This is a genomic window from Aeromicrobium flavum, assembly GCF_007992115.1.
Lineage (GTDB): Bacteria > Actinomycetota > Actinomycetes > Propionibacteriales > Nocardioidaceae > Aeromicrobium > Aeromicrobium flavum.
The window spans coordinates 136,209-156,025 of sequence record NZ_BJZQ01000002.1; the positions used below are offsets into that span (position 1 = coordinate 136,209).

Genomic DNA, 19,817 nt, shown 5'->3' on the forward strand with positions numbered 1-19,817 from the left:
TCCCGGCCGCTAGCGTGCCCGCATGGTCTCGATCGACACGGCGGAGCGACGGCGGCGCCTGGGGGTGCGGCACGCGCTCGCCGCGCCGGTGGCCACACCGGAGGACGTGACGCGGGCGGTCACGGTGCTGCACAGCACCGACCCGGCGTCGATGGTGCTGTCGGTCCTGGCCCGCATGGCCGAGCCCTCGATCGCCGAGGTCGAGCGGGCGCTGTACGACGACCGCTCGCTGGTGCGCATCCTCGCGATGCGCCGCACCGTGTTCGCCGTGCCCGCGGCCGACCGGGGCGCCTACCTGGCCTCCACCCGACAGTCCGTGGCCGAGTCCGAGTACCGCAAGCTGCGCGCGATGGTCGCCGCGACCGAGGTCGAGGACCCCGACGCGTGGCTGGCGCAGGCGCACGCGGCCGCGCTCGCCGCGTTCGAGCGACTCGACGTCTTCCGCAGCGCCGACCTGGCGGCCGCCGATCCCCTGCTGGCCACCCGGATCGAGATCGGCGCCGGCAAGAAGTACGCCACGCACCAGTCGATCGCCAGCCGGCTGCTCACCGTGATGTCGGCCGAGGGCCACGTCGTGCGGGCTCGCCCCGCCGGGACCTGGGCCTCCACCCAGTTCCGGTGGACGTCGATGCGGAAGTGGCTGCCCGAGCCCGCCGATGTACCCGACCCCGCGACGGCGCGCGCCATCGTCGCGAGCCGCTGGCTCGCCCGCTTCGGACCGGCCCGCCCCGAGGACCTGCAGTGGTGGACGGGCTGGACCAAGGGCCACACGACCGCCGCGCTCGCCTCGATCGACACGACGGAGGTCGCGGTCGACGACGGCGTGGGCGTCGTGCTGGCCGACGACACCGAGCCGACCGCCGATCCGGGCCCGTGGGTGGCGCTGCTGCCGGCGCTCGACCCCACGACGATGGGGTGGAAGCACCGGTCCTGGTACCTCGGCCCGCACGCGGAGCAGCTCTTCGACGTCAACGGCAACGCCGGCCCCACGGTGTGGAAGGACGGCGAGATCGTCGGCGGCTGGGCGATCCGCGACGACGGCACCGTCGCGGTGCGGCTGCTCACCGACGTGGGCGCCGAGGCGAGGGTGGCGATCGACGCGCGTGCCGCGGCGCTGCACGAGACGCTCGCCGGCACCGTGGTGAAGGCGCGGGCCCGGGGCTGGACCCCGGTCGAGCGCGACCTACGCGGCTGAGCCGCGCACCTGCGCCACGGGCGTCAGCTCGGCGAAGCGGGGCGACATCCCGTCGCCGCTCGACCGGCCCGTGACGCGTCGCTTGATCCACGGACCGAGGTACTGGATCGCCCACTGCACGTTGGCCCTGACCCGGTCCAGCAGGGTGAGCGGAGCCGGGTCGGCCAGCACGAGCGGCGCGAGGTCGTGCTGCACGCCGAGCGCGTCGAGGACGGCGATCGCCATCCGCTGATGGCCCGCGGCCGACATGTGCATCCGGTCGGTGTCCCACAGCCGCTCGTCGCGGTAGTCGGTGAGGTGCCAGTAGTCGACCACGGTGGCGCCGTGGCGCTCGGCGATCTCGCGCACGGCGGCGCAGTAGCGCTCGAACCGGTGCCGCACGGGGGCGTAGATGCGGGTGTCGCCGGGGTCGGCCGAGGTGAAGACCACGACGTGGGCACCCGACGCCGCGAGTCGCCCGACGGCGCGGTCGTACGTGGCCAGCAGCGCCTCGAGGTCGACCTTTGGTCGCATGATGTCGTTGGCGCCGGCGTAGATCGTCACGAGGTCGGGCGCGAGCGCGAGCGCCGGCTCGATCTGCTCGGCCACGATCGGCTCGAGCTTGCGGCCGCGGATCGCGAGGTTCGCGTAGAGCAGCCCGCCGCCCTGGGCCCGGTCGAGCGCCGCGGCGAACCGGTCGGCCCAGCCGCGCACTCCGTTCGGCAGGGCGGGATCGGGGTCACCGACGCCCTCGGTGAACGAGTCGCCGAGGGCCACGTAGCGCGAAAAAGTCACCACCTGAGATTACGCGCCGTCTCAAGTCCGTCAGGTCCCGCTCTCCACCGTCATGGGAGCGACGCTCCCTCCGAGATTGGAGAACGACATGACCCCCCTCGCACGTACCTCCTCCCGAACGCTCGCGCTCGGGACCACCGGCGCCCTGGTCGCCGGCCTGATCGCCGCGGCGGCGCCGGCTCACGCCGCGGTCAACGTCGACGTACCGCCCACCAAGACCATCAGCGGCGAGCTGAGCGGCCCCATCGGCATCGAGGACGACGCGGCAGGGAACATCTACCTGGCCTCGCAGCTCAACAACGCGATCGTCGTCCACCGCAAGAACGCCTCGGGCGCCTCGGCGCCCCTGCGTCGCATCAGCGGCCCCGCGACCCAGCTCAGCTTCCCGCGCGACGTGGCGTTCGACACGAACCGCTTTCTCTACGTCGCGAACGGCAACGGGCTCGTCCTGGTGTTCCCCCCGAACGCCAACGGCAACGTCGCCCCGATCAGGACCTTCGGGACGGGAGCGGGCACGTCCTACGCGATCGACATCGCCGGCGGTGAGATCTACGTCCGCAAGGCCACCAGCTACCACGTCTACTCGCCCGCGGCCGCCGGCAGTCCGGCGCCGACCGAGCGCACGGTCAGCGGCCTGGGGTTCGGGCAGGCCCTCAAGGTGTTCGGCACCAAGGTGTGGGTGCCCAGCGGCACGCAGCTGCGGGCGTACTCGCGTTCGGCGGACGGCGCCGCGACCCCGATCCAGGCGGTCAACAACGCCCTGCCGGCCGCGGAGATCAACGGCGTCGACGCGGACCCGTCCGGCCGCGTCTTCGTGTCCGCGTTCAACGGCACCGTGCGCGTCTTCTCGCCGAGCGCCGACGGCAACGACGGTCCGCTGAAGGTGCTCGGTGGTCCTGCGAGCGGGCTGAACTCCTCGACCGGCATCGAGGTGCTCAGTGGTGGGGCGATCGCCGTCGCGAACTACTTCGACAGCCGGTACTCGGTGTTCCCGGACCTGTTCAAGAAGCCGGCCACCAAGCCCGGGAAGGTGCGGGCCCTGAAGGTCGGCGGCAAGCAGAAGTCCAAGGTCCGCAAGGTCAGCTGGAAGGCGCCGGCGTCGAACGGCGGGGCGAAGATCACCTCGTACCGGATCGTCGTGAAGAAGGGCAGCAAGGTGCTCGTCAAGCGCACCGTGAGCGGCTCCAAGCGCGCGCTGGTCGTCAAGCGGTCGAAGCTGCGCAACGGCGTCAACACCGTCTACGTCCACGCGAAGAACAGCAAGGGCTACGGCAAGGTGGCGAAGAAGAGCTTCCGCGTCCGGAAGTGAGCCTCGCCCCATGACGAGGCGCCCCGGGTCCGCAGGGACCCGGGGCGCCTCGTCGTCGCTCAGGGCTTCTTGGGCAGCGTGCTGGCACCGCCGTGGAGCACCGTGAGCAGCTGGGCGAAGCGGTTGGTGGTCTTCTCGTCCCGGGCCAGCGACTGCAGCATCATGATCGGCTTCATCTTCTGCCGCGTGATGGCCTTGGGGTACGTGAACTCGCGCAGTCCGTCGGGGCCGTGGATGCGGCCGAAGCCCGAGTCGCCGACCCCGCCGAACGGCAGCCCCGGCACGGCGGCGAACGCGATCACCGAGTTGACCGAGGTCATGCCCGAGCGGATCCGCGACGCGACGTCCATCGCGCGCTTCTTGCCGAACACCGCACCGGCCAGGCCGTACTTCGTGGCGTTGGTCAGCTCGACGGCCTCGTCCATGTCCTTGACCGGGTTGACCACCAGGGTCGGCCCGAAGGTCTCCTCCGTGACGGCCAGCGAGTCCTCGGGGACGTGGGTGAGGATCGTCGGCTGGACGTAGCGGTCGCCGACGGCGTCCGCGCCGCCGAGCACGGCCGTGCCGCCCTTCGCGATCGCGTCCTCGATGTGGCTGCGGATCACGTCGAGCTGCTTGGGCATCGTGGCGGGCCCGTAGACGCCGCCGTCGTCGTAGCCCGGGCGCAGCCCCTCGGCCTGCTTCAGCAGCTCGGACATGAACGGGTCGAAGACGCGCTCGTGCACGTACACGCGCTCGGTGCCGATGCAGGTCTGGCCCGCGTTGGACATGCCGCACCACAGGGCGGCCTCGGCGGCGGCCCGCAGGTCGGCATCCTCGTCGACGATCAGCGAGTCCTTGCCGCCGGCCTCGATGACCACCGGGGTGAGGTTCTCGGCGCAGGCGGCCATGACCTTCTTGCCGGTGGCCGAGGAGCCGGTGAACGCGATCTTGTCGACGTCCGCGGTGCACAGGTGGTTGCCGGTCTCGCCCAGGCCCGTGACGAGGTTCAGGACGGGACGGCCGTGCACGACCTCGGTGAACGTGTCGACGAGGAAGCGGCCGACGCCGGGGGTGTACTCGCTGGGCTTGAAGACCACCGTGTTGCCGGCGGCGAGCGCGTAGGCCAGCGAGCCCATGGGTGTGAAGACCGGGTAGTTCCACGGTCCGATGACGCCGACGACGCCGAGCGGGTGGTACTCGACCGACGCCGCCTGGTTGGACATCAGCAGGCCCGAGCTCACCTTCTGGCGGCCCAGGACCTTCGGCGCGTGCTTGGCGGCCCAGGCGATGTGATCGATCGCCAGGCCGGCCTCGAGGACCGCGTCGCCGTGCGGCTTGCCGCCCTCGCGGTGGACCTGGTCGGCCAGCTGGTTCAGCCGACGGGTCAGGACGCTGCGCCACTGCAGGAGGTACTCCTTGCGACCGTCGAAGCCGAGCTCCTGCCACCAGGCCGAGGCCTCGCGGGCAGCGGCGACGGCGGCGTCGACCTCGGCGCGACCGTCGATCGGGTGGGTGCCGACGACATCGCCGGTGGCGGGGTTGAACGAGTCGAACGTGGGCTGAGGGGCGCCGGACGCGGCGACGTCGGGCTCGATGGTGGCGGTCATGTCAGGCTCCTCGGATGAGATCGGCGACCTTCTCGGCGATCATGATGGTGGGCGCGTTGGTGTTGCCCCGCGGGACCCGCGGCATCACGGACGCGTCGACGACGCGCAGTCCCTCGACGCCGTGGACCCGACACTGCGGATCGACGACGCTTCCCTCGACCGTACCCATCGCACACGTGGACGTCGGGTGGTAGAGCGTCTGGCCGAGGCGGCCGACGACGTCGATGATCTGGTCGTCGGTGGGGTTGCGGACGCTCGGCTCCCACGGCTCGTCGAGGAACCGCGCCATCGGCCCCTGCCAGACGATCTCGAGCATCCGCCGGTAGCCGGCGAGCATGGCGTCGAGGTCGGCCCGGTCGTCGAAGTAGGCCGGGTCGATCTCCGGGTGCCAGCGCGGGTCGGCCGAGCGCAGGCGGATCGCCCCGCGGCTCTGCACGTTGACGAGGGTGGGGGCCACGGTGACCGCGTGGCGCACGGGCTCGTGCATGCCGTTGTCGTAGAAGCCGGTCGGCACCACATGGATCTGGATGTCGGGCAGGGCCAGGCCGTCACGCGAGGTGTAGAACGCGCCGCCCTCGCCGATGTTCGAGACCAGCGGACCGGTGCGGGTGGCCTTCCAGCGCAGCAGGTTGCCGACGGTGATCGCCTCGGCGAGGTCGGTGGTGTCGCGCGTGTAGATCAAGGTGCCGGCGACGGGATGGTCCTGCAGGTTCTGGCCGACGCCGGGCGAGTCGACGACCACCTCGATGCCGTGCTCGCGCAGGTGCGCGCCCGGCCCGATGCCCGAGAGCATGAGCAGCTGCGGGCTGTTGATCGCGCCCGCGGACACGATGACCTCGGCGTTCGCCCGGACGACGTGCTCGAGCCCGTCCTCGGTGCTGCGGTAGGCCACGCCGGTGGCGCGCGTGCCCTCGAGCACGATGCGCGAGGCTAGCGCGCCGGTGCGCACCGTGAGGTTGGGTCGCTGCATCGCCGGGCGGATGTAGGCGTCGGCGACTGACCAGCGCGCACCGCGGCGGTTGGTGACCTGGTAGACGCCGGCGCCCTCCTGCTCGGCGCCGTTGAAGTCGTCGTTGCGCTTGACCCCGCTCGCCACGGCGGACTCGACGAACGCCTCGGTCAGCTCGTGCGTGAAGCGGCGGTCCTCGACCACGAGGGGGCCGTCGGTGCCGTGGTACGGGCCGGAGTGGCGCTGGTTGGCCTCGGACTTCACGAAGTACGGCAGGACGTCGTCGTAGCCCCAGCCCTGCGCCCCGTACGCGTCGCGCCACTCGTCGTAGTCGGCGGCGTTGCCGCGGATGTAGATCATCGCGTTCATCGACGAGCAGCCGCCGAGGGCCTTCATCCGCGGCCAGTGCGCGCGGCGGCCGGCGAGGTGCTTCTGCGGGCTGGTCTCGTAGTTCCAGTCCCAGCGGGTCTTGAACAGGGTGCTGAACCCGGCGGGGACCTTGATCATGTCGTCGTCGTCCGACGGGCCCGCCTCCAGCAGCAGGACGCTGCGGTCGCGGTCCTCGGTCAGGCGGGCGGCGAGCACGCCGCCGGCACTGCCTGAGCCGATGATGATGTAGTCGAACGCCTCGTGGGCCATGTCCACTCCTGCCTCAGCGCAACCCGGTGTGACGCTGGCCACAAACCTAGACGGCGGCGAGACCCGAGACAACCGATTGCAGCGCGCGACGCCCGGCGCGCGTGACCCGCACCTCGAGCACCTCGATGCCGACGGGCGACCGCGACAGGTAGCCGGCCAGCTGGCCCACCTCGACGAGGCGGTGCTTGACGCCGTGCGCCTCGCACAGCGAGTCGATCCGGGTGCGCGTCGGCGTGCCGAAGACGCGCTCGAACGCCGCGGAGTACTCCGGCGCACCCTGCTCCAGGGTGTGGAAGATGCCGCCGCCGTCGTCGTTGAGGACGACGATCGTCAGGTTGGGCCGCGGCTCGAGCGGACCCATCAGCAGGCCGTTGGCGCCGTGCAGGAACGTGAGGTCGCCCATCAGCGCGATCGCGCGGCCGTAGCTGGCCAGCGCAGCGCCGAGGGCCGTCGAGACGGTGCCGTCGATGCCGGCGAGTCCGCGGTTGGCCAGCACCCGCGGGCCGGGGACGCGCACCGGAGCCACGAGGTCGACGTCGCGGATGGTGTTGGACGAGCCCAGCACCAGCAGCCCACGACCGGCCGCGGCCCAGACCTCCTTGGCCACGGTGAACTGCTCGGCCTGCAGCAGCGCGTTGTCGATCCGGTCGCCGGCCTGGATCCAGCTCTTCACCCAGTCGTCGTCGGCGCGGCTGCCGTGCACGGCGATCCGGTCGGCGAACGTGACGTTGCTGCCGGGCACGCCCGGGAACGTCGAGGGGTCGCCCACGTGGACGGTGGGCAGGTGGGTGCGGGTCAGCAGGTTGGTGACGGGCCGCGAGAGCGTGGGGTGGCCGGCGCTGACGATGCGCTCGATGCGCTCGATCAGCCGCCCGCCGAGCACCACGCGACCGCACGCGACCGCGGTGGGCGCGCTGCGCAGCCCCGACGACGGCTCGGCCAGGATCGGCCAGCCGGCCTGCTGGGCCACCGCGGCCAGGGCCGGATCGGCGCCGTCGCCGGCGACGAGGACCGTGCGCGGGGAGCCGTCGAGGGTCTGGGTGCGGCCCGACGCGGGCGTGTTCATCGACCACGAGTTCTGCGAGAACTGCCAGTCGACCGACTCGACGAGGGGCTCGTCGAGCTCGACGTTGAGATGCACCGGGCCGCCTTCGCGCACCGCGCCGGCCAGGCCGGTGATGCGGTCGGTGAACGTGACGCCGGGGAACATGCCGGGCTGGACCGTCGTCTGGTTGGCGCCGGTGCCGCGCAGCCGGGCCGGGCGGTCGGCCGTGACCGCCAGCAGGGGCAGCCGCGTGTGCAGCGCCTCGAGGAGGGCGGGGTGCAGGTTCGCCACGGCGGTGCCCGAGGTGGTGATGACCGGGGTGAGCCGTCCGGAGGCCTTGGCCAGGCCGAGCGCGAGGTAGCCGGCCTCCCGCTCGTCGACCCGCACGTGCAGGCGGATCAGGCCCTGCTCGTCGGCGGCGTGGAGGGCGAGCGCGATCGGCCCGGAGCGCGAGCCCGGCGACAGCACCGCGTCGGTGACCTGCTGCGCGAGCAGGGCGGTGATGAGCCGCCGCGCGATCTCGACGGCCCGCTCGTCGCTCACAGCGTCTCCCGGACGTGGGCGAGGCGGGCCTGCCAGCGCTCGTCGACCTCGGCGGGCGCCGCGACCTTGGCGTACGCCTCCTCGTCGAGCACCGGGCGCGTGGGGAACAGGCTGCCGTTCACGGGCTTGAGCGGCTCGGCGACGACGTCACTGGTGAGCAGGTGCGCCGTGCCGATGCCGCATGCGTACGGCAGGTCGGGCAGGGCCGCGGCCAGCGCGACGCTGGCGGCCAGCCCGATGGACGTCTCGACCGCGCTGGAGACCGACACGGGCATCCCGATCTGCTCGGCGATGCGCAGGCAGGCCCGGACCCCGCCGAGCGGCTGGACCTTGAGGACCGCGATGTCGGCGGCGTCGAGGTCGCGCACGCGGAAGGGGTCGGCGGCCCGGCGGATCGACTCGTCGGCCGCGATCGGCACGTCGACCTTGCAGCGCACCTTCGCGAGCTCCTCCACGGTGGCGCACGGCTGCTCGACGTACTCGAGCCCGCCCGCGACGTGGTCGAGCTTCTTGATCGCCTTGACGGCGTCCTTGACGTTCCAGGCGCCGTTGGCGTCGATGCGGATGAGCGCGCCGGGCAGCGCGTCGCGGATGGCCGCGACCCGCTCGATGTCGTGCTCGAGGGTCTCGCCGGCCTCGGCGACCTTGAGCTTGATGGTGGCGCAGCCGCTCTCGATGGCGATGCGCGCCGCGTTGGCACCGTCGCCGACCGCCGGGACGATGCCGTTGACCGGCACGCAGTCGCGGACGGGCTCCGGCCACGGCTTCATGGCCGCCTCCATGGCGGCCTGCAACCACGGCAGCGACGCGACGTGGTCGTACTCGGGGAAGGGGCTGAACTCGGCCCAGCCGGCCGGGCCCTCAGCCAGCATCCCCTGGCGGTTTTCGAGTCCACGAAAGCGCGTGCGCATCGGGATCGAGTAGGTGCGGAACTCCACCCACGAGAGTATCCACGGTGCGGGCCCCACGTTCCACTGTGACTGCGCAATTGCCCCGGCCGTCGCCTGCGAACCTTCGCTCCCGTGCCTACGGTGGAGGCATGTCCGACATCGCGATCGTGGGTGGTCATGGCCAGGTGGCCCGGCTGCTCGTCCCCTTGCTCACCGAACGGGGCGACCTCCCGGTCGCCCTGGTCCGCAACCCCGACCACGCCGCCGACCTGCCCGGGGCGGCCATCCGGCTGCTCGACATCGAGGCCTCGACGGTCGACGACTTCGCCACCGCGCTGACCGACTGCGACGCCGTGGTCTTCGCCGCGGGCGGCGGCCCGGACGGCAACATCGAGCGCAAGCGCACCGTCGACCTCGAGGGCTCGCTGAAGTCCATCGAGGCCGCCGAGCGGCTCGGGATCCGCCGGTTCGTGCAGATCTCGGCCATGGGAGTCGACACCGACCCGGGCGAGGACGCCGGGGAGGGCTGGGAGGCCTACGTCAAGGCCAAGCGCGACGCCGACGAGGCCCTGCGCGCGAGCTCGCTGGACTGGACGATCATCCGGCCCGGCGGACTCACCGACGACGACGCCACGGGCCGGGTCACGGTCGGCGAGACGACCGACCGTGCGCAGATCCCGCGCGCCGACGTCGCCGCCGTCATCGCGGCCGTCCTGGCCGACGACAGCACCATCGGCAAGCAGTTCGAGGTCATCAGCGGCGACACCGCGATCCCCGAGGCCCTCAGCGGGCTCTGATCGGGCCGTCGGACTCGCCCGCCAGCGCCCGCCGGTCGGGCTTGCCGTTCGGCAGCAGCGGGAGGGCGTCGAGGCGGTGCACGGCGCGGGGGGTCCAGGTGCGGGGGTGGCCGGCGCACTCGAGGGCGGCGCCCGCGCGGTCGCGGTCGAAGTCACCGACGACGAACGCCACGACCCGCTGGCCCCACTCGGCGTCCGGCTGCGCGACCACCACGACGTCGAGGACGCCCGGCTCGTCCCGCAGGACCGTCTCCACGGTCGCCAACGGCACGTTCACGCCGCCGCTGACCGCCACCTGGTCGGCGCGCCCCAGGACGCTCAGGCGTCCGTCGGCGTCGAGGCGTCCGAGGTCGTTCGTGACGAGCCACTCCCCCATCCCCTCGGCCAGGACCGGTCCGGAGATGGCGACGCGGCCGTCGTCCTCGATCCGCAGGCGCACCCCGTCGAGCGGCACCCCGTCGTAGACGCAGCCGCCGCAGGTCTCGGTCATCCCGTACGTCCGCACGATCCGCACGCCGGCCGCGGCCGCGCGCTCCAGCACGGCACGCGGCGCGGCGGCTCCTCCGAGCAGCACGGCGTCGAGCCCCGCGAGCACGTCGGCGCGCCCCGCCTCGACCAGGCGGAAGAGCTGCGTGGGCACCAGCGAGGCGTAGCGCCGCGCGCCGGTCATGGCGGCCACCGCCGACTCGAGGTCGGGGTGCTCGGCCAGGACGACGGGCTCGGTGCCGGCGACGATCGACCGCACCAGGACCTGCAGCCCGCCCACCCCGGTCGGCGGGAGCGCGGACAGCCACTGGGCCGGACCGCCGAGCCGCTCGAGCGCCGCGTGCGCCGACGCCAGCACCGCGGCGTGCGACAGCCGGATCGGCTTCGGCTCGCCCGTGCTGCCCGACGTGGTCATGACCAGCGGCTCGCCGCCGTGCTCGACCCACGGCCGCAGCAGCTCGGCGACCTCACGCACGGAACCGGCGACGGGAGTCAGGGAGGCGGCCACCCGACCACTGTAGATCCGGGTCCGCCGGGCCCTCCTAGACTCTCGGGGTGACCACCCCGACCGGCCTGAACCTGTGGATCGAGGGTGCCCGGCTGCGCACCCTGCCCGCCGCCATCGCTCCCGTCGCCGTCGGCACGGGTGCCGCCGCCTTCGACGACGGCGCCGTCTGGTGGAAGGCGCTGCTGGCGCTGGGGGTCTCGCTGGCCCTGCAGATCGGCGTGAACTACGCCAACGACTACTCCGACGGCGTCAAGGGCACCGACGCCAACCGGGTCGGCCCGCTGCGCCTGGTCGGCTCCGGCCTCGTCGCCCCGAAGAAGGTCAAGGCGGCCGCGTTCGCGTTCCTGGGCCTCGGCGGCCTGCTCGGCCTCGTGCTGGCGGCGACGTCCGGCTGGTGGCTCATCGCCGTCGGCGTGCTGGCGATCCTCGCCGCGTGGGGCTACACCGGCGGCTCGAACCCCTACGGCTACCGCGCCCTGGGCGAGGTCAGCGTCTTCCTGTTCTTCGGGATCGTCGCGGTGCTCGGCACGACGTACGTCCAGCTCGGCTCGGTCAACGGCGTCAGCGTGGCCGGCGCGATCGGCGTGGGCGCCCTGGCCTGCGCGATCCTCGTGGCGAACAACCTGCGCGACATCCCCACCGACACCGAGACCGGCAAGCGCACGCTGGCCGTGGTCCTGGGCGACGCCCGCACCCGGTGGCTCTACGTGCTGCTGCTGGTGCTGGCGTTCGTGCTGGTCGTGGCGTGGTGCGTGACGCAGACCCCGTGGGCGCTGCTGGCGCTCATCGGCCTCCCGCCGGCGCTGCGGGCGGCGAAGGTCGTGCGCTCCGAGGGTGCGGGCCCGGCCCTGATCCCGGTCCTCAAGGACACCGGCATCGCCGAGCTGCTCTACGCGATCGGCCTGTCCGTCGCGCTGGTCATCGGTCCGTGGTGGTGAACGTCCCGGTCCGGGTCAGGTCGGCCAGCCGCCGCAGGTAAGGCGTCGGGTCGAGGCCGTGCTCGGCGACCCAGCGGTCGTCGAAGTACGTGTGCGTGTACCGGTCGCCGCCGTCGCACAGCAGCGTGACGATCGAGCCCTCGCGACCCTCCTCGACCATCTGCGCGGCCAGGCCGAGGGCCGCCCACATGTTGGTGCCGGTGGAGCCGCCCACGGGCCGGCCGATGAGGTCGGAGGTCCAGCGCATCGCCGCGATCGAGGCGGCGTCGGGCACCCGCACCATGTCGTCGACGACGCCGCCGACGAACGACGGCTCGACCCGCGGCCGACCGATGCCCTCGATCCGCGGGGCGACGTCGGTGGTGACGTCGGAGCGGTCCTGGTCCCAGCCGTCGTAGAAGGCCGAGCCCTCGGGGTCGGCGACGAGCACCCGGGTCGGGAAGCGGCGGTAGCGCACGTAGCGCCCGATCGTGGCCGACGTGCCGCCGGTGCCCGCGCTCACGACCACCCACGCGGGGATCGGGTGCGTCTCGGCCGACAGCTGGGCGAAGATCGACTCGGCGATGTTGTTGTTGCCGCGCCAGTCCGTGGCGCGCTCGGCGTAGGTGAACTGATCCATGTAGTGGCCGTCGCACTCGTCGGCCAGCCGCTGCGCCTCGGCGTACACCTGCTGGGCGTGGTCGACGAAGTGACACCGCCCGCCGTACCACTCGATCAGCGCGATCTTCTCGGCGCTCGTGCCCCGCGGCATGACCGCCACGAACGGCAGCCCCAGCAGCCGGGCGAAGTACGCCTCCGACACCGCGGTCGATCCGCTGGACGCCTCGACGACGGTGGAGCCGCGGTGGATCCAGCCGTTGCAGAGCGCGTAGAGGAACAGCGACCGGGCGAGCCGGTGCTTCAGGCTGCCGGTCGGGTGGACCGACTCGTCCTTGAGGTAGATCTGCACTCCCGGGAACGGCAGGTCCAGGGCGTGCAGGTGGGTGTCGGCACTGCGGTTGGCATCGGCCTCGACCCGGCGGACCGCGTCGTCGAGCCAGGCCCGTTCGTCAGTCGACGTCTTCGGCACGACGGGACTCCTCGATCCGGTCGTTCAACGACTGGGCGCGCTCCTGCAGCTTGACCGCCACCCGGTCGCGCAGGGTGCGCAGCGTGAGGATCGAGATGATCGACGAGACGATCAGCGCCACGAGCAGCACCCACAGGTCGAGCACCGTGCTGTCCTCGAACACCAGGCGGGAGATCCCCCACAGCACCGCCCAGGTCACGAGGAAGACCCCGAGTCGAGCCAGCGTGTACGTCCAGAAGGCCTTCATGCCTCGAACTCTAGTTCCTCGGCCGGCACGCCCCCGGGGCCGGTGGAGGCCTGCGCGACCGGGCCGCGCCACTGGAACCGGGTCGGTACGCTCGCCCCATGGGCAAGGTCTTCCTGGTACTCGTCGCCGTGGTCCTGACCGTCTATTGCTTGTACGACCTGGTGGCCACGCCGCGCGACAAGGTCCAGCACCTGCCCAAGTGGGGATGGGCCCTGCTCATCGCCCTGGCGCCCTACGCCGGCGCCCTGCTGTGGATCGTGTTCGGTGTCACCAAGGGACGCTCGACCGGTGGACCCCAGCGCCCCGGCCCGCCGCGGCCGCTCGGCCCCGACGACGACCCCGACTTCCTGCGCGGCCTCTGAGCCCGGCTCAGGTCTCCCAGCGGAAGAGCCGCCCGGCGACCAGCGCGCACACGGCGGCGAAGGCCACCAGGATCAGCATCGGCTGCCAGATCGCCGCCACCCCCTGACCGCGCACCATCACGTCGAGCATCGCGTCGTTGAGGTGCCGCAGCGGCAGCAGCCGGCTGACGGCCTGCAACCAGCCCGGCGCCCCCTCGAGGGAGAAGAACGAGCCGGACAGGAACGCCATCGGCAGGACGACGAAGTTGGCCAGGCCGACCGCGCCCTCCTCGGTCTTGCTCACCGCGCCGGCCAGCAGTCCGATCGACAGGAACGCCAGGGTCCCGGCCAGCACGAGCGGCACCACGAGCGGCCACCAGCCGGTCAGCTGCAGCCCGAACGCGAAGACGGCGAGCGCCACGAAGATCACGGCCTGCCCCAGGGCCACGAGCAGGCTGACGCCGACGCGCGCCAGCACGACCGACGACGTCGGGATCGGGGTCAGCCGCAGCCGGCGCAGCAGGCCCGACTTGCGCCAGTTGACCAGGTTCGTGGCGGCCCCGAACGTGGCGCTCATCGCGATCGCCCAGCCCAGCAGGCCCGGCGTGACGTACTGGATCGTCTCCAGCGACTCGTCCTCCACCTGGCGCGGATCGAGCGCGTAGGCCGGCTCGACGCCGGTCCGGGCGAGGTTCGCCGCATCGACGATCCCCTGGAAGGTGGCGCGCACGCGCGCGGCCGCGACCTGGTCCGCCTGCGAGAAGTGCACGACGAGGCGGTCGCCGTCCTCGGTGACGACGGCGGCGAGGTCGCCGTCGCGCACGTCGCGCAGGGCCTGCGCCTCGTCGTCCGACCGGGTGATCTCGACGCTCTGCTCCAGCGCCTCGCGCGTCTCGGCGGGCATGCGGTCGAGCGCCGCCACGTCGCCGATCTGGGCGACCTCCAGCTTGGGCGCGCCGCGGTCGGTGAGGATGCCGCCGAACAGGACGAGGAACATCAGCGGGAACAGCACGGCCCAGAACAGGGTCATGCGGTCGCGGAAGAACCCCTTGAACATCGCCCGCGACAGCGACAGCAGGGCCGTCACGAGCGGTACTCCCGTCCGGTCAGCTCGAGGAAGACGTCCTCGAGCGTCGCCCCCGAGGCGGTCAGCCCGTGCAGGGCGTCGTGCCGGGCCAGCTCGGCGAGCACCTCGGCCGGGCGCCGGGTCGTCAGCACGGTCCGGTCGGGGTGCACCGTGACCTCCTCGACACCGTCGATCCCCCGGGCCCCGGCCTCGTCGATGGCCTCGGGGGCCAGGCTGATCCGGGTCGGCGCGTCCAGGCCGCGCACGAGTGCGGCCGGCGAGTCGAGCTTGAGCAGTCGCCCGCGGTCGATGATGGCGACACGGTCGCAGAGGAACTCGGCCTCCTCCATGTAGTGCGTCGTCAGCACGACCGTGCGCCCCGACTCGTTGAGTCCCTCGAGGAAGTCCCAGAGCTTGCGTCGCGCCTGCGGGTCGAGCGCCGCGCTGGGCTCGTCGAGGAAGACGACCTCGGGGTCGTGCACGAGGGCGCACGCGATCGACAGTCGCTGGGCCTGCCCGCCGGAGAGCTTCTCGACGCGCGCGTCGGCCTTGTCCTCCAGGCCCACCTGGGCGAGGAGCTGGTCGACCCGGGCGGGCGGCGCCCCGTAGAGCGCGGCGAAGGTCGCCAGCTGCTCGCGGGCCGTCAGCCGCTCGAAGAACGCCGACGACTGCAGCTGGACGCCGAGGCGGCGCTGGAGCTCCGGATCGCGCTTCCACGGGTCGTGCCCGTCGATCGAGACGGTGCCCGCGTCGGGCCGGCGCAGCCCTTCGATCATCTCCAGCGCGGTCGTCTTGCCGGCTCCGTTGGGTCCGAGCAGGCCGAAGAACTCCCCCGGCTCGACGGTGAGGCTCAGGTCGTCGACGGCGGTCAGGTCGCCGTAGGTCTTGGTGAGACCGGCGACCTCGATGCGTGCACCCATGGCGAGGACGCTAGACCACGGGTGGGCTCAGGCGTAGCTGTGCTGACCGGAGATGAACAGGTTGACGATGTAGTAGCTCACGATGAACGTGGCGAAGCCGACCAGCGCCAGGTAGGCCGCGCGCCTGCCCTTCCACCCGGCCGTGACGCGGGCGTGCAGGTAGCCCGCGTAGACGATCCAGGTGATGAGCGCCCAGACCTCCTTCGGGTCCCAGCCCCAGTAGCGGCCCCACGCGAGGTGCGCCCAGATCGGGCCCGAGATCAGCGCGCCGAACGTCCACATCGGGAAGCCGATCGCGTTGACCCGGAAGGCGACCTGGTCGATCCGCGCGGCCGCGGGGAACCGGGCCAGCACGGGGCCGACGGCGCCGCGGTCCTCGGCACGCTGCTTGACCAGGTAGAGCACGCTCGCCGCGGCACCGACCATGAACATCGCCGCCGCGACCATGATCGAGGTGACGTGGATGTACTTCCAGAACGTGTTCAGCGCGGGCACCAGGGGGCCGGCCGGCGTGTAGCTGGAGACCGACATCGTCAGGATGCCGAGGCAGACGGCCAGCACGACGCCGCCCATCCACTGGATGCGCGAGCGCCACACCATGAACAGGTAGACCGTGAGGGCGATGGCCGTGCCGGTCACGCCGAACTCGTACATGTTGCCGTACGGCGCGCGCTGCGTCGCCAGGCCGCGGGTGACCGACCCGCCGATGAGCAGCAGGGTGCCCAGCACCGTGAGGGAGACCGCGATGCCGACGAGGCGGTCGGGCGTCTCGGGCCGGTCATCGGCGTCGTGGTCGGCGGTGACGACGGGGCCCTGCCCCGCGGCCACCGCGACGGGCGCCTCACGACGTGCTGAGATCCACTCCGCCACGTGGCAGAAGAACGCGATCCACAGCACGGCGAAGGCCGACCCCGTGAGGTAGTTCGAGAGCTGGGCCATCTGGTCGGTGGTCATGACAGTTCCTTCTCGGGTGCGTCGCCCAGGTCGGCACGGAGCCGGGACAACAGGTCATCGATGTCGGCAGGCAGGTCGTCGCGCGGGACGCGGTCGAGTGCGGCGACCTCCACCACGGTACGTGATCCGTCCCGGCGGGCCCGGATCCAGGTGCGGCGGGGGCGGACCAGCAGGGAGAGGGTCAGGCCGAGGATGCCCAGGCCCACGCCGGACAGCGGCACCCACGGCACGGGCGTGTGCCCGATCTGGAACCGCGCGAACTGCTTGAGCTCGACGAACTCGATCTTCCCGCCGCCGGGGAGGGCCTGGCTCTCGCCGGGCCCGATGTCGATGCGGAAGTTCCCGTCGCCGTCCTTGACCTGGGTCATCTTGGTCGTGTCGAGGGAGTAGACCGACTTGGAGATGCCCTCGTCGAGACCCAGGTCTCCGGTCCAGAGGTTCATGCCGATGCGCGGGTTGAGCGCGCCGGGGAACACCGAGACCGAGGGCTTCGACGGGTCGGGCGAGTACGCGGTGGGCAGGAAGAAGCCCTGGAAGCCCAGCTGCGTCCCGTCGGAGTCGGGCACCTGCACCACACCGGTGGACGTGTAGGTCGAGTCGGTCGGCAGGAACGGCACGGCTCCGTCGAACACGACGTCGCCGGCGGAGTCGGTGACGCGCAGCACCGGCGCGTACCCCTGGCCGACGAGGAAGACGTCCTCGCTCCCGACCGACAGCGGGTGGTTGACCTCGATCGAGAAGTCGCCCCGGTCCCGGCCGCCCTCGGTGTATCCGCCGGTGGCGCGGAACAGCTTCGGCGCGCCGCGGTTGGTGCCCTCGACGTAGAACCGGGTGAGGACGTCGCCGAGGTCGAGCGACCACGGCTCGAGGTCGGTCTCGGGGTCGAACATGGCGCCGGCCGAGAACTCGTCGTACTGCGACAGGGTGTTGCTGAAGCCGTCGCCCTCGACCACGATCACGTTGCCGCGGTAGCCCAGCAGGGCTCCCAGGGCCACGCCCACGAGCGCCACGACGATGCAGATGTGGAAGACCAGGTTGCCGAACTCGCGCAGGTAGCCCTTCTCGGCGCGCAGCTCGCCGCCGTCGGCGTCCTCGACCACGTCGACGCGGGCCCGGCCGAGGACCCGGCGGCCGGCGGCGAGCACCTCGGCGACGCTGGCGTCCGTCTCGAACCGGTCGGAGGCGGGCAGGCGGCCGAAGTTGCGCGGCGCCTTCGGCGGGCGGGCCCGCAGCGCCTGGGCGTAGACCTTCGTGCGCGGCAGGATGCAGCCCACCAGCGAGATCATCAGCAGCAGGTAGATCGCGCTGAACCACACCGAGGAGAACACGCTGAAGGCGCCGAGGTCCTCCAGGATCGGGGCGAGCTTCGGATGGTCGAGGTAGTACGCCTGCACCGCGCGGGCGTCGACACCGCGCTGCGGGATGAACGACCCGGGCACGGCGGCCACGGCCAGCAGCAGGAGCAGCAGCAGGGCGGTGCGCATCGACGTCAGCTGGCGCCACGCCCAGCGGCCGAACTCCAGGGGGCGCAGCTCGGAGGCGGGCTGGTCGCGCCGGTTGCGGGGGCTCACAGGGCGACCTCGAATCCGGTGACCCAGTGCTGCAGCTCGATGACGAGGTCCTGCCACCAGCCGGTGACCAGCAGGACGCCCGTGAGGATCAGCAGGGCTCCCCCCGCCGCGGACACGATCCGCTGATGCCGGCGGACCCAGCCGGTGACGCGCAGGAAGCGGCTGAGGAACAGCGCGGCGAGGATGAACGGCAGGCCGAGCCCCACGCAGTAGACGAGCGTGAGGAACGCGCCACGGCCGGCCGTGGCCTCGTTCGCCGACAGCGCCAGCACGGCCGTCAGCGTCGGGCCGATGCAGGGCGTCCAGCCGACGCCGAACACCACGCCCAACAGCGGCGCCGCGAGCAGGCCGACGCTGCGGACGCCGTGGGCGCGCACGTCGCGCTGCAGCATCGGCACCCAGCCGATGAAGGCGATGCCCATGACCACGAGCAAGGCGCCCGCGCCGATCGAGATCTCGCGCTGGTACGGCAGCAGCTCCTGGCCGACCGCTCCGAACAGGGCTCCGCCGGCGACGAACACCGCGCTGAAGCCCAGCACGAACAGGATCGCGCCGAGCACGATCCGGCGGCGGCGGGCGGACTCGAGCTCGGTGACCGCGACGCCCGACACGTACGAGAGGTAGCCCGGCAGCAGCGGGACCACGCAGGGGCTGAAGAACGACACGAGTCCGGCGAGCAGCGCGACGGGCACCGTGAGGACGAGGTTGCCCGAGGCCGCGGTGTCCAGGAACCAGTCGCCGACGTCGCCGCCGATCACTGCGTGCTCTTCTTGGTCTGCTCGACCAGCCCCCGCAGGGTCGCCTCCGTCAGCTCGCCCATGACGCGCGCGGCGACCTTGCCGTTGCGGTCGATGACCCACGTCGTGGGGATCGCCATCGACGGCAGCGAACCGGAGAACGCCGCCTGGTTGCGGCCCGCGGAGTCGTCGATGCTCGGGTAGGTGATGCCGACCTTGGCGTTGAAGGCCTTCGCGCGGGCGGGGTCGTCCTTCGTCAGCAAGCCGAGGAACTGCACGTTCTGGTCGGCCAGCTCCTCCGACGCCTTCTGCAGCGCGGGCGCCTCCTTGCGGCACGGCGGGCACCAGGAGCCCCAGACGTTCACCACGAGGACCGTGCCCTCGTAGTCCTCGGTGCTGAGCTCCTGGCCGTCGAGGTCGGTGCCGGACAGGACGGGAGCCGCCTCGCGCTTGCCCGGATCGACGAAGGTGATCTCGCCGCTGCCGCTGATGAAGCCGTCGTCACCGTTGTCCTCGATCCCACTGACACAGGCCGACAGCACGAACGCCAGGAGCGCGACCATGACGAGTCGCGCGGACCGCCTGGGAGTCATGCCCCGCCGACGAACTTGCCGCGCAGCGCGTCGGGGATGAGGTGACCCGCCGGCTCGCTGTAGACCAGGCCGACGAACTTGTCGTCCTCGAACGTCAGCGTGGTGAGGCTGGCGAGGTTGCACTGGCGGTTGCGCGGGTCGTGGGCGAAGCGCCCCTTCTCGTAGGACTTGCGGGCGATCCACACGGGCAGTTGGTGCGACACGATGAGCGCCTCGTGGCCGCGGGCGGCCTCGCGGGCGTCGTCGATCGCCAGCAGCATGCGACCGGCGATGTGCGCGTACGCCTCACCCCAGGAGGGGCGGAAGGGGTTCCACAGCCACGGCCAGAAGCGCGGGTTCAGGAAGGCCTTGGGGCCGACGCCGACGGTGCGACCCTCGAACTTGTTGCCCGCCTCGATGACGCGGTCGTCGGTCTGGATGTCGAGCTTGAGGATGTCGGCGACCGGGCGCGCGGTCTGCTGCGCGCGCTCGAGCGGCGAGGCGACCAGGTGCGTGATGTCGTTCTGCTTCAACGACTCCGCGACCGTGGCGGCCATCTGGTTGCCGAGGTCGGAGAGGTTGTAGCCGGCCAGCCGTCCGTACAGGACCCCCGAGGGGTTGTGGACCTCGCCGTGACGCATCAGGTGGACGATCGTGCGGGTGCTCATCTGGTTCCTT

General features: G+C 72.1%; 20 protein-coding genes. 5 read left to right on the top strand and 15 right to left on the bottom strand.

The window, feature by feature from the left end:
* The first annotated feature begins 22 nt into the window (after window positions 1–22).
* Window positions 23–1,195 (top strand): winged helix DNA-binding domain-containing protein, encoded by a 1,173-nt coding sequence (locus tag AFL01nite_RS03700; RefSeq protein WP_186813794.1) that lies wholly within the window; start codon window positions 23–25, stop codon window positions 1,193–1,195.
* Here AFL01nite_RS03700 and AFL01nite_RS03705 read toward each other — a convergent pair.
* Window positions 1,184–1,969 (bottom strand): SGNH/GDSL hydrolase family protein, encoded by a 786-nt coding sequence (locus tag AFL01nite_RS03705; protein ID WP_146825823.1) that lies wholly within the window; start codon window positions 1,967–1,969, stop codon window positions 1,184–1,186. The two genes, AFL01nite_RS03700 and AFL01nite_RS03705, sit on opposite strands and share 12 nt — an antisense overlap.
* An 88-nt stretch (window positions 1,970–2,057) precedes the next feature.
* On the opposite strand from AFL01nite_RS03705, the gene AFL01nite_RS03710 reads away from it, so the two are divergent.
* Entirely contained in the window at window positions 2,058–3,278 is a 1,221-nt protein-coding gene (locus AFL01nite_RS03710; RefSeq protein ID WP_146825824.1) for a hypothetical protein, read from the top strand.
* A 59-nt stretch (window positions 3,279–3,337) separates the two neighbouring features.
* Here AFL01nite_RS03710 and AFL01nite_RS03715 read toward each other — a convergent pair whose 3' ends face one another.
* The 4 genes from AFL01nite_RS03715 to AFL01nite_RS03730 are packed head-to-tail and all read right to left on the bottom strand — an operon-like array spanning window position 3,338 to window position 8,981.
* Window positions 3,338–4,867: an aldehyde dehydrogenase family protein gene (locus AFL01nite_RS03715; protein ID WP_146825825.1), complete on the bottom strand. Its 1,530-nt coding sequence runs from the start codon at window positions 4,865–4,867 to the stop codon at window positions 3,338–3,340.
* Between the two features lies 1 nt (window position 4,868).
* Window positions 4,869–6,455, bottom strand: coding sequence for a GMC family oxidoreductase (locus AFL01nite_RS03720; RefSeq protein WP_146825826.1), 1,587 nt, complete (start codon window positions 6,453–6,455; stop codon window positions 4,869–4,871).
* 46 nt (window positions 6,456–6,501) lie between these two features.
* Window positions 6,502–8,043, bottom strand: a complete 1,542-nt coding sequence (gene menD / locus AFL01nite_RS03725; RefSeq protein WP_186813795.1) for a 2-succinyl-5-enolpyruvyl-6-hydroxy-3-cyclohexene-1-carboxylate synthase — start codon at window positions 8,041–8,043, stop codon at window positions 6,502–6,504.
* Window positions 8,040–8,981, bottom strand: a complete 942-nt coding sequence (locus tag AFL01nite_RS03730; protein WP_222593383.1) for an o-succinylbenzoate synthase — start codon at window positions 8,979–8,981, stop codon at window positions 8,040–8,042. The genes menD and AFL01nite_RS03730 overlap by 4 nt, the downstream gene beginning before the upstream one ends.
* Before the next feature lie 101 nt (window positions 8,982–9,082).
* On the opposite strand from AFL01nite_RS03730, the gene AFL01nite_RS03735 reads away from it, so the two are divergent.
* On the top strand, window positions 9,083–9,730 hold the full coding sequence (locus AFL01nite_RS03735) for an SDR family oxidoreductase (protein WP_146825828.1): 648 nt from the start codon (window positions 9,083–9,085) through the stop codon (window positions 9,728–9,730).
* Here AFL01nite_RS03735 and AFL01nite_RS03740 read toward each other — a convergent pair.
* A complete protein-coding gene (locus AFL01nite_RS03740) occupies window positions 9,717–10,724 on the bottom strand; it encodes an AMP-binding protein (protein ID WP_246119573.1) in 1,008 nt (335 codons plus the stop codon). The two genes, AFL01nite_RS03735 and AFL01nite_RS03740, sit on opposite strands and share 14 nt — an antisense overlap.
* Window positions 10,725–10,771: 47 nt before the next feature.
* Between AFL01nite_RS03740 and AFL01nite_RS03745 the strand changes: the two genes are divergently transcribed.
* Entirely contained in the window at window positions 10,772–11,662 is an 891-nt protein-coding gene (locus tag AFL01nite_RS03745; RefSeq protein ID WP_222593384.1) for a 1,4-dihydroxy-2-naphthoate polyprenyltransferase, read from the top strand.
* On the opposite strand, the gene cds1 is transcribed toward AFL01nite_RS03745, so the two are convergent.
* Together cds1 and AFL01nite_RS03755 are read right to left on the bottom strand one after the other, a co-directional pair.
* On the bottom strand, window positions 11,643–12,731 hold the full coding sequence (cds1, locus tag AFL01nite_RS03750; RefSeq protein WP_146825829.1) for an L-cysteine desulfhydrase Cds1: 1,089 nt from the start codon (window positions 12,729–12,731) through the stop codon (window positions 11,643–11,645). The two genes, AFL01nite_RS03745 and cds1, sit on opposite strands and share 20 nt — an antisense overlap.
* Window positions 12,712–12,978, bottom strand: a complete 267-nt coding sequence (locus AFL01nite_RS03755; protein ID WP_146825830.1) for a DUF4229 domain-containing protein — start codon at window positions 12,976–12,978, stop codon at window positions 12,712–12,714. Before AFL01nite_RS03755 ends, cds1 begins: the two co-directional genes overlap by 20 nt.
* Before the next feature lie 98 nt (window positions 12,979–13,076).
* On the opposite strand from AFL01nite_RS03755, the gene AFL01nite_RS03760 reads away from it, so the two are divergent.
* Complete coding sequence (locus AFL01nite_RS03760) at window positions 13,077–13,340, top strand: PLD nuclease N-terminal domain-containing protein (protein WP_146825831.1); 264 nt, start codon at window positions 13,077–13,079, stop codon at window positions 13,338–13,340.
* 7 nt (window positions 13,341–13,347) lie between these two features.
* Here AFL01nite_RS03760 and AFL01nite_RS03765 read toward each other — a convergent pair whose 3' ends face one another.
* The 7 genes from AFL01nite_RS03765 to AFL01nite_RS03795 are packed head-to-tail and all read right to left on the bottom strand — an operon-like array spanning window position 13,348 to window position 19,807.
* Complete coding sequence (locus AFL01nite_RS03765; protein ID WP_222593385.1) at window positions 13,348–14,406, bottom strand: ABC transporter permease; 1,059 nt, start codon at window positions 14,404–14,406, stop codon at window positions 13,348–13,350.
* Window positions 14,403–15,305, bottom strand: a complete 903-nt coding sequence (locus AFL01nite_RS03770) for an ABC transporter ATP-binding protein (RefSeq protein WP_146825832.1) — start codon at window positions 15,303–15,305, stop codon at window positions 14,403–14,405. Before AFL01nite_RS03770 ends, AFL01nite_RS03765 begins: the two co-directional genes overlap by 4 nt.
* Before the next feature lie 27 nt (window positions 15,306–15,332).
* Window positions 15,333–16,259 (bottom strand): c-type cytochrome biogenesis protein CcsB, encoded by a 927-nt coding sequence (gene ccsB, locus AFL01nite_RS03775; RefSeq protein WP_146825833.1) that lies wholly within the window; start codon window positions 16,257–16,259, stop codon window positions 15,333–15,335.
* On the bottom strand, window positions 16,256–17,830 hold the full coding sequence (gene resB / locus AFL01nite_RS03780) for a cytochrome c biogenesis protein ResB (RefSeq protein WP_146825834.1): 1,575 nt from the start codon (window positions 17,828–17,830) through the stop codon (window positions 16,256–16,258). Before resB ends, ccsB begins: the two co-directional genes overlap by 4 nt.
* A complete protein-coding gene (locus AFL01nite_RS03785; protein ID WP_146825835.1) occupies window positions 17,827–18,588 on the bottom strand; it encodes a cytochrome c biogenesis CcdA family protein in 762 nt (253 codons plus the stop codon). Before AFL01nite_RS03785 ends, resB begins: the two co-directional genes overlap by 4 nt.
* Entirely contained in the window at window positions 18,585–19,160 is a 576-nt protein-coding gene (locus tag AFL01nite_RS03790) for a TlpA family protein disulfide reductase (RefSeq protein ID WP_146825836.1), read from the bottom strand. Before AFL01nite_RS03790 ends, AFL01nite_RS03785 begins: the two co-directional genes overlap by 4 nt.
* Window positions 19,157–19,807: a histidine phosphatase family protein gene (locus AFL01nite_RS03795; protein WP_146825837.1), complete on the bottom strand. Its 651-nt coding sequence runs from the start codon at window positions 19,805–19,807 to the stop codon at window positions 19,157–19,159. Before AFL01nite_RS03795 ends, AFL01nite_RS03790 begins: the two co-directional genes overlap by 4 nt.
* Window positions 19,808–19,817: the final 10 nt, after the last annotated feature.

Coding starts and splice junctions, on each gene's coding strand:
- AFL01nite_RS03700 (WP_186813794.1), top strand. CDS start 23: ATGGTCTCGATCGACACGGCGGAGCGACGGCGGCGCCTGGGGGTGCGG.
- AFL01nite_RS03710 (WP_146825824.1), top strand. CDS start 2,058: ATGACCCCCCTCGCACGTACCTCCTCCCGAACGCTCGCGCTCGGGACC.
- AFL01nite_RS03715 (WP_146825825.1), bottom strand. CDS start 4,867: ATGACCGCCACCATCGAGCCCGACGTCGCCGCGTCCGGCGCCCCTCAG.
- AFL01nite_RS03720 (WP_146825826.1), bottom strand. CDS start 6,455: ATGGCCCACGAGGCGTTCGACTACATCATCATCGGCTCAGGCAGTGCC.
- AFL01nite_RS03735 (WP_146825828.1), top strand. CDS start 9,083: ATGTCCGACATCGCGATCGTGGGTGGTCATGGCCAGGTGGCCCGGCTG.
- AFL01nite_RS03755 (WP_146825830.1), bottom strand. CDS start 12,978: ATGAAGGCCTTCTGGACGTACACGCTGGCTCGACTCGGGGTCTTCCTC.
- AFL01nite_RS03760 (WP_146825831.1), top strand. CDS start 13,077: ATGGGCAAGGTCTTCCTGGTACTCGTCGCCGTGGTCCTGACCGTCTAT.
- AFL01nite_RS03770 (WP_146825832.1), bottom strand. CDS start 15,305: ATGGGTGCACGCATCGAGGTCGCCGGTCTCACCAAGACCTACGGCGAC.
- ccsB (WP_146825833.1), bottom strand. CDS start 16,259: ATGACCACCGACCAGATGGCCCAGCTCTCGAACTACCTCACGGGGTCG.
- AFL01nite_RS03790 (WP_146825836.1), bottom strand. CDS start 19,160: ATGACTCCCAGGCGGTCCGCGCGACTCGTCATGGTCGCGCTCCTGGCG.
- AFL01nite_RS03795 (WP_146825837.1), bottom strand. CDS start 19,807: ATGAGCACCCGCACGATCGTCCACCTGATGCGTCACGGCGAGGTCCAC.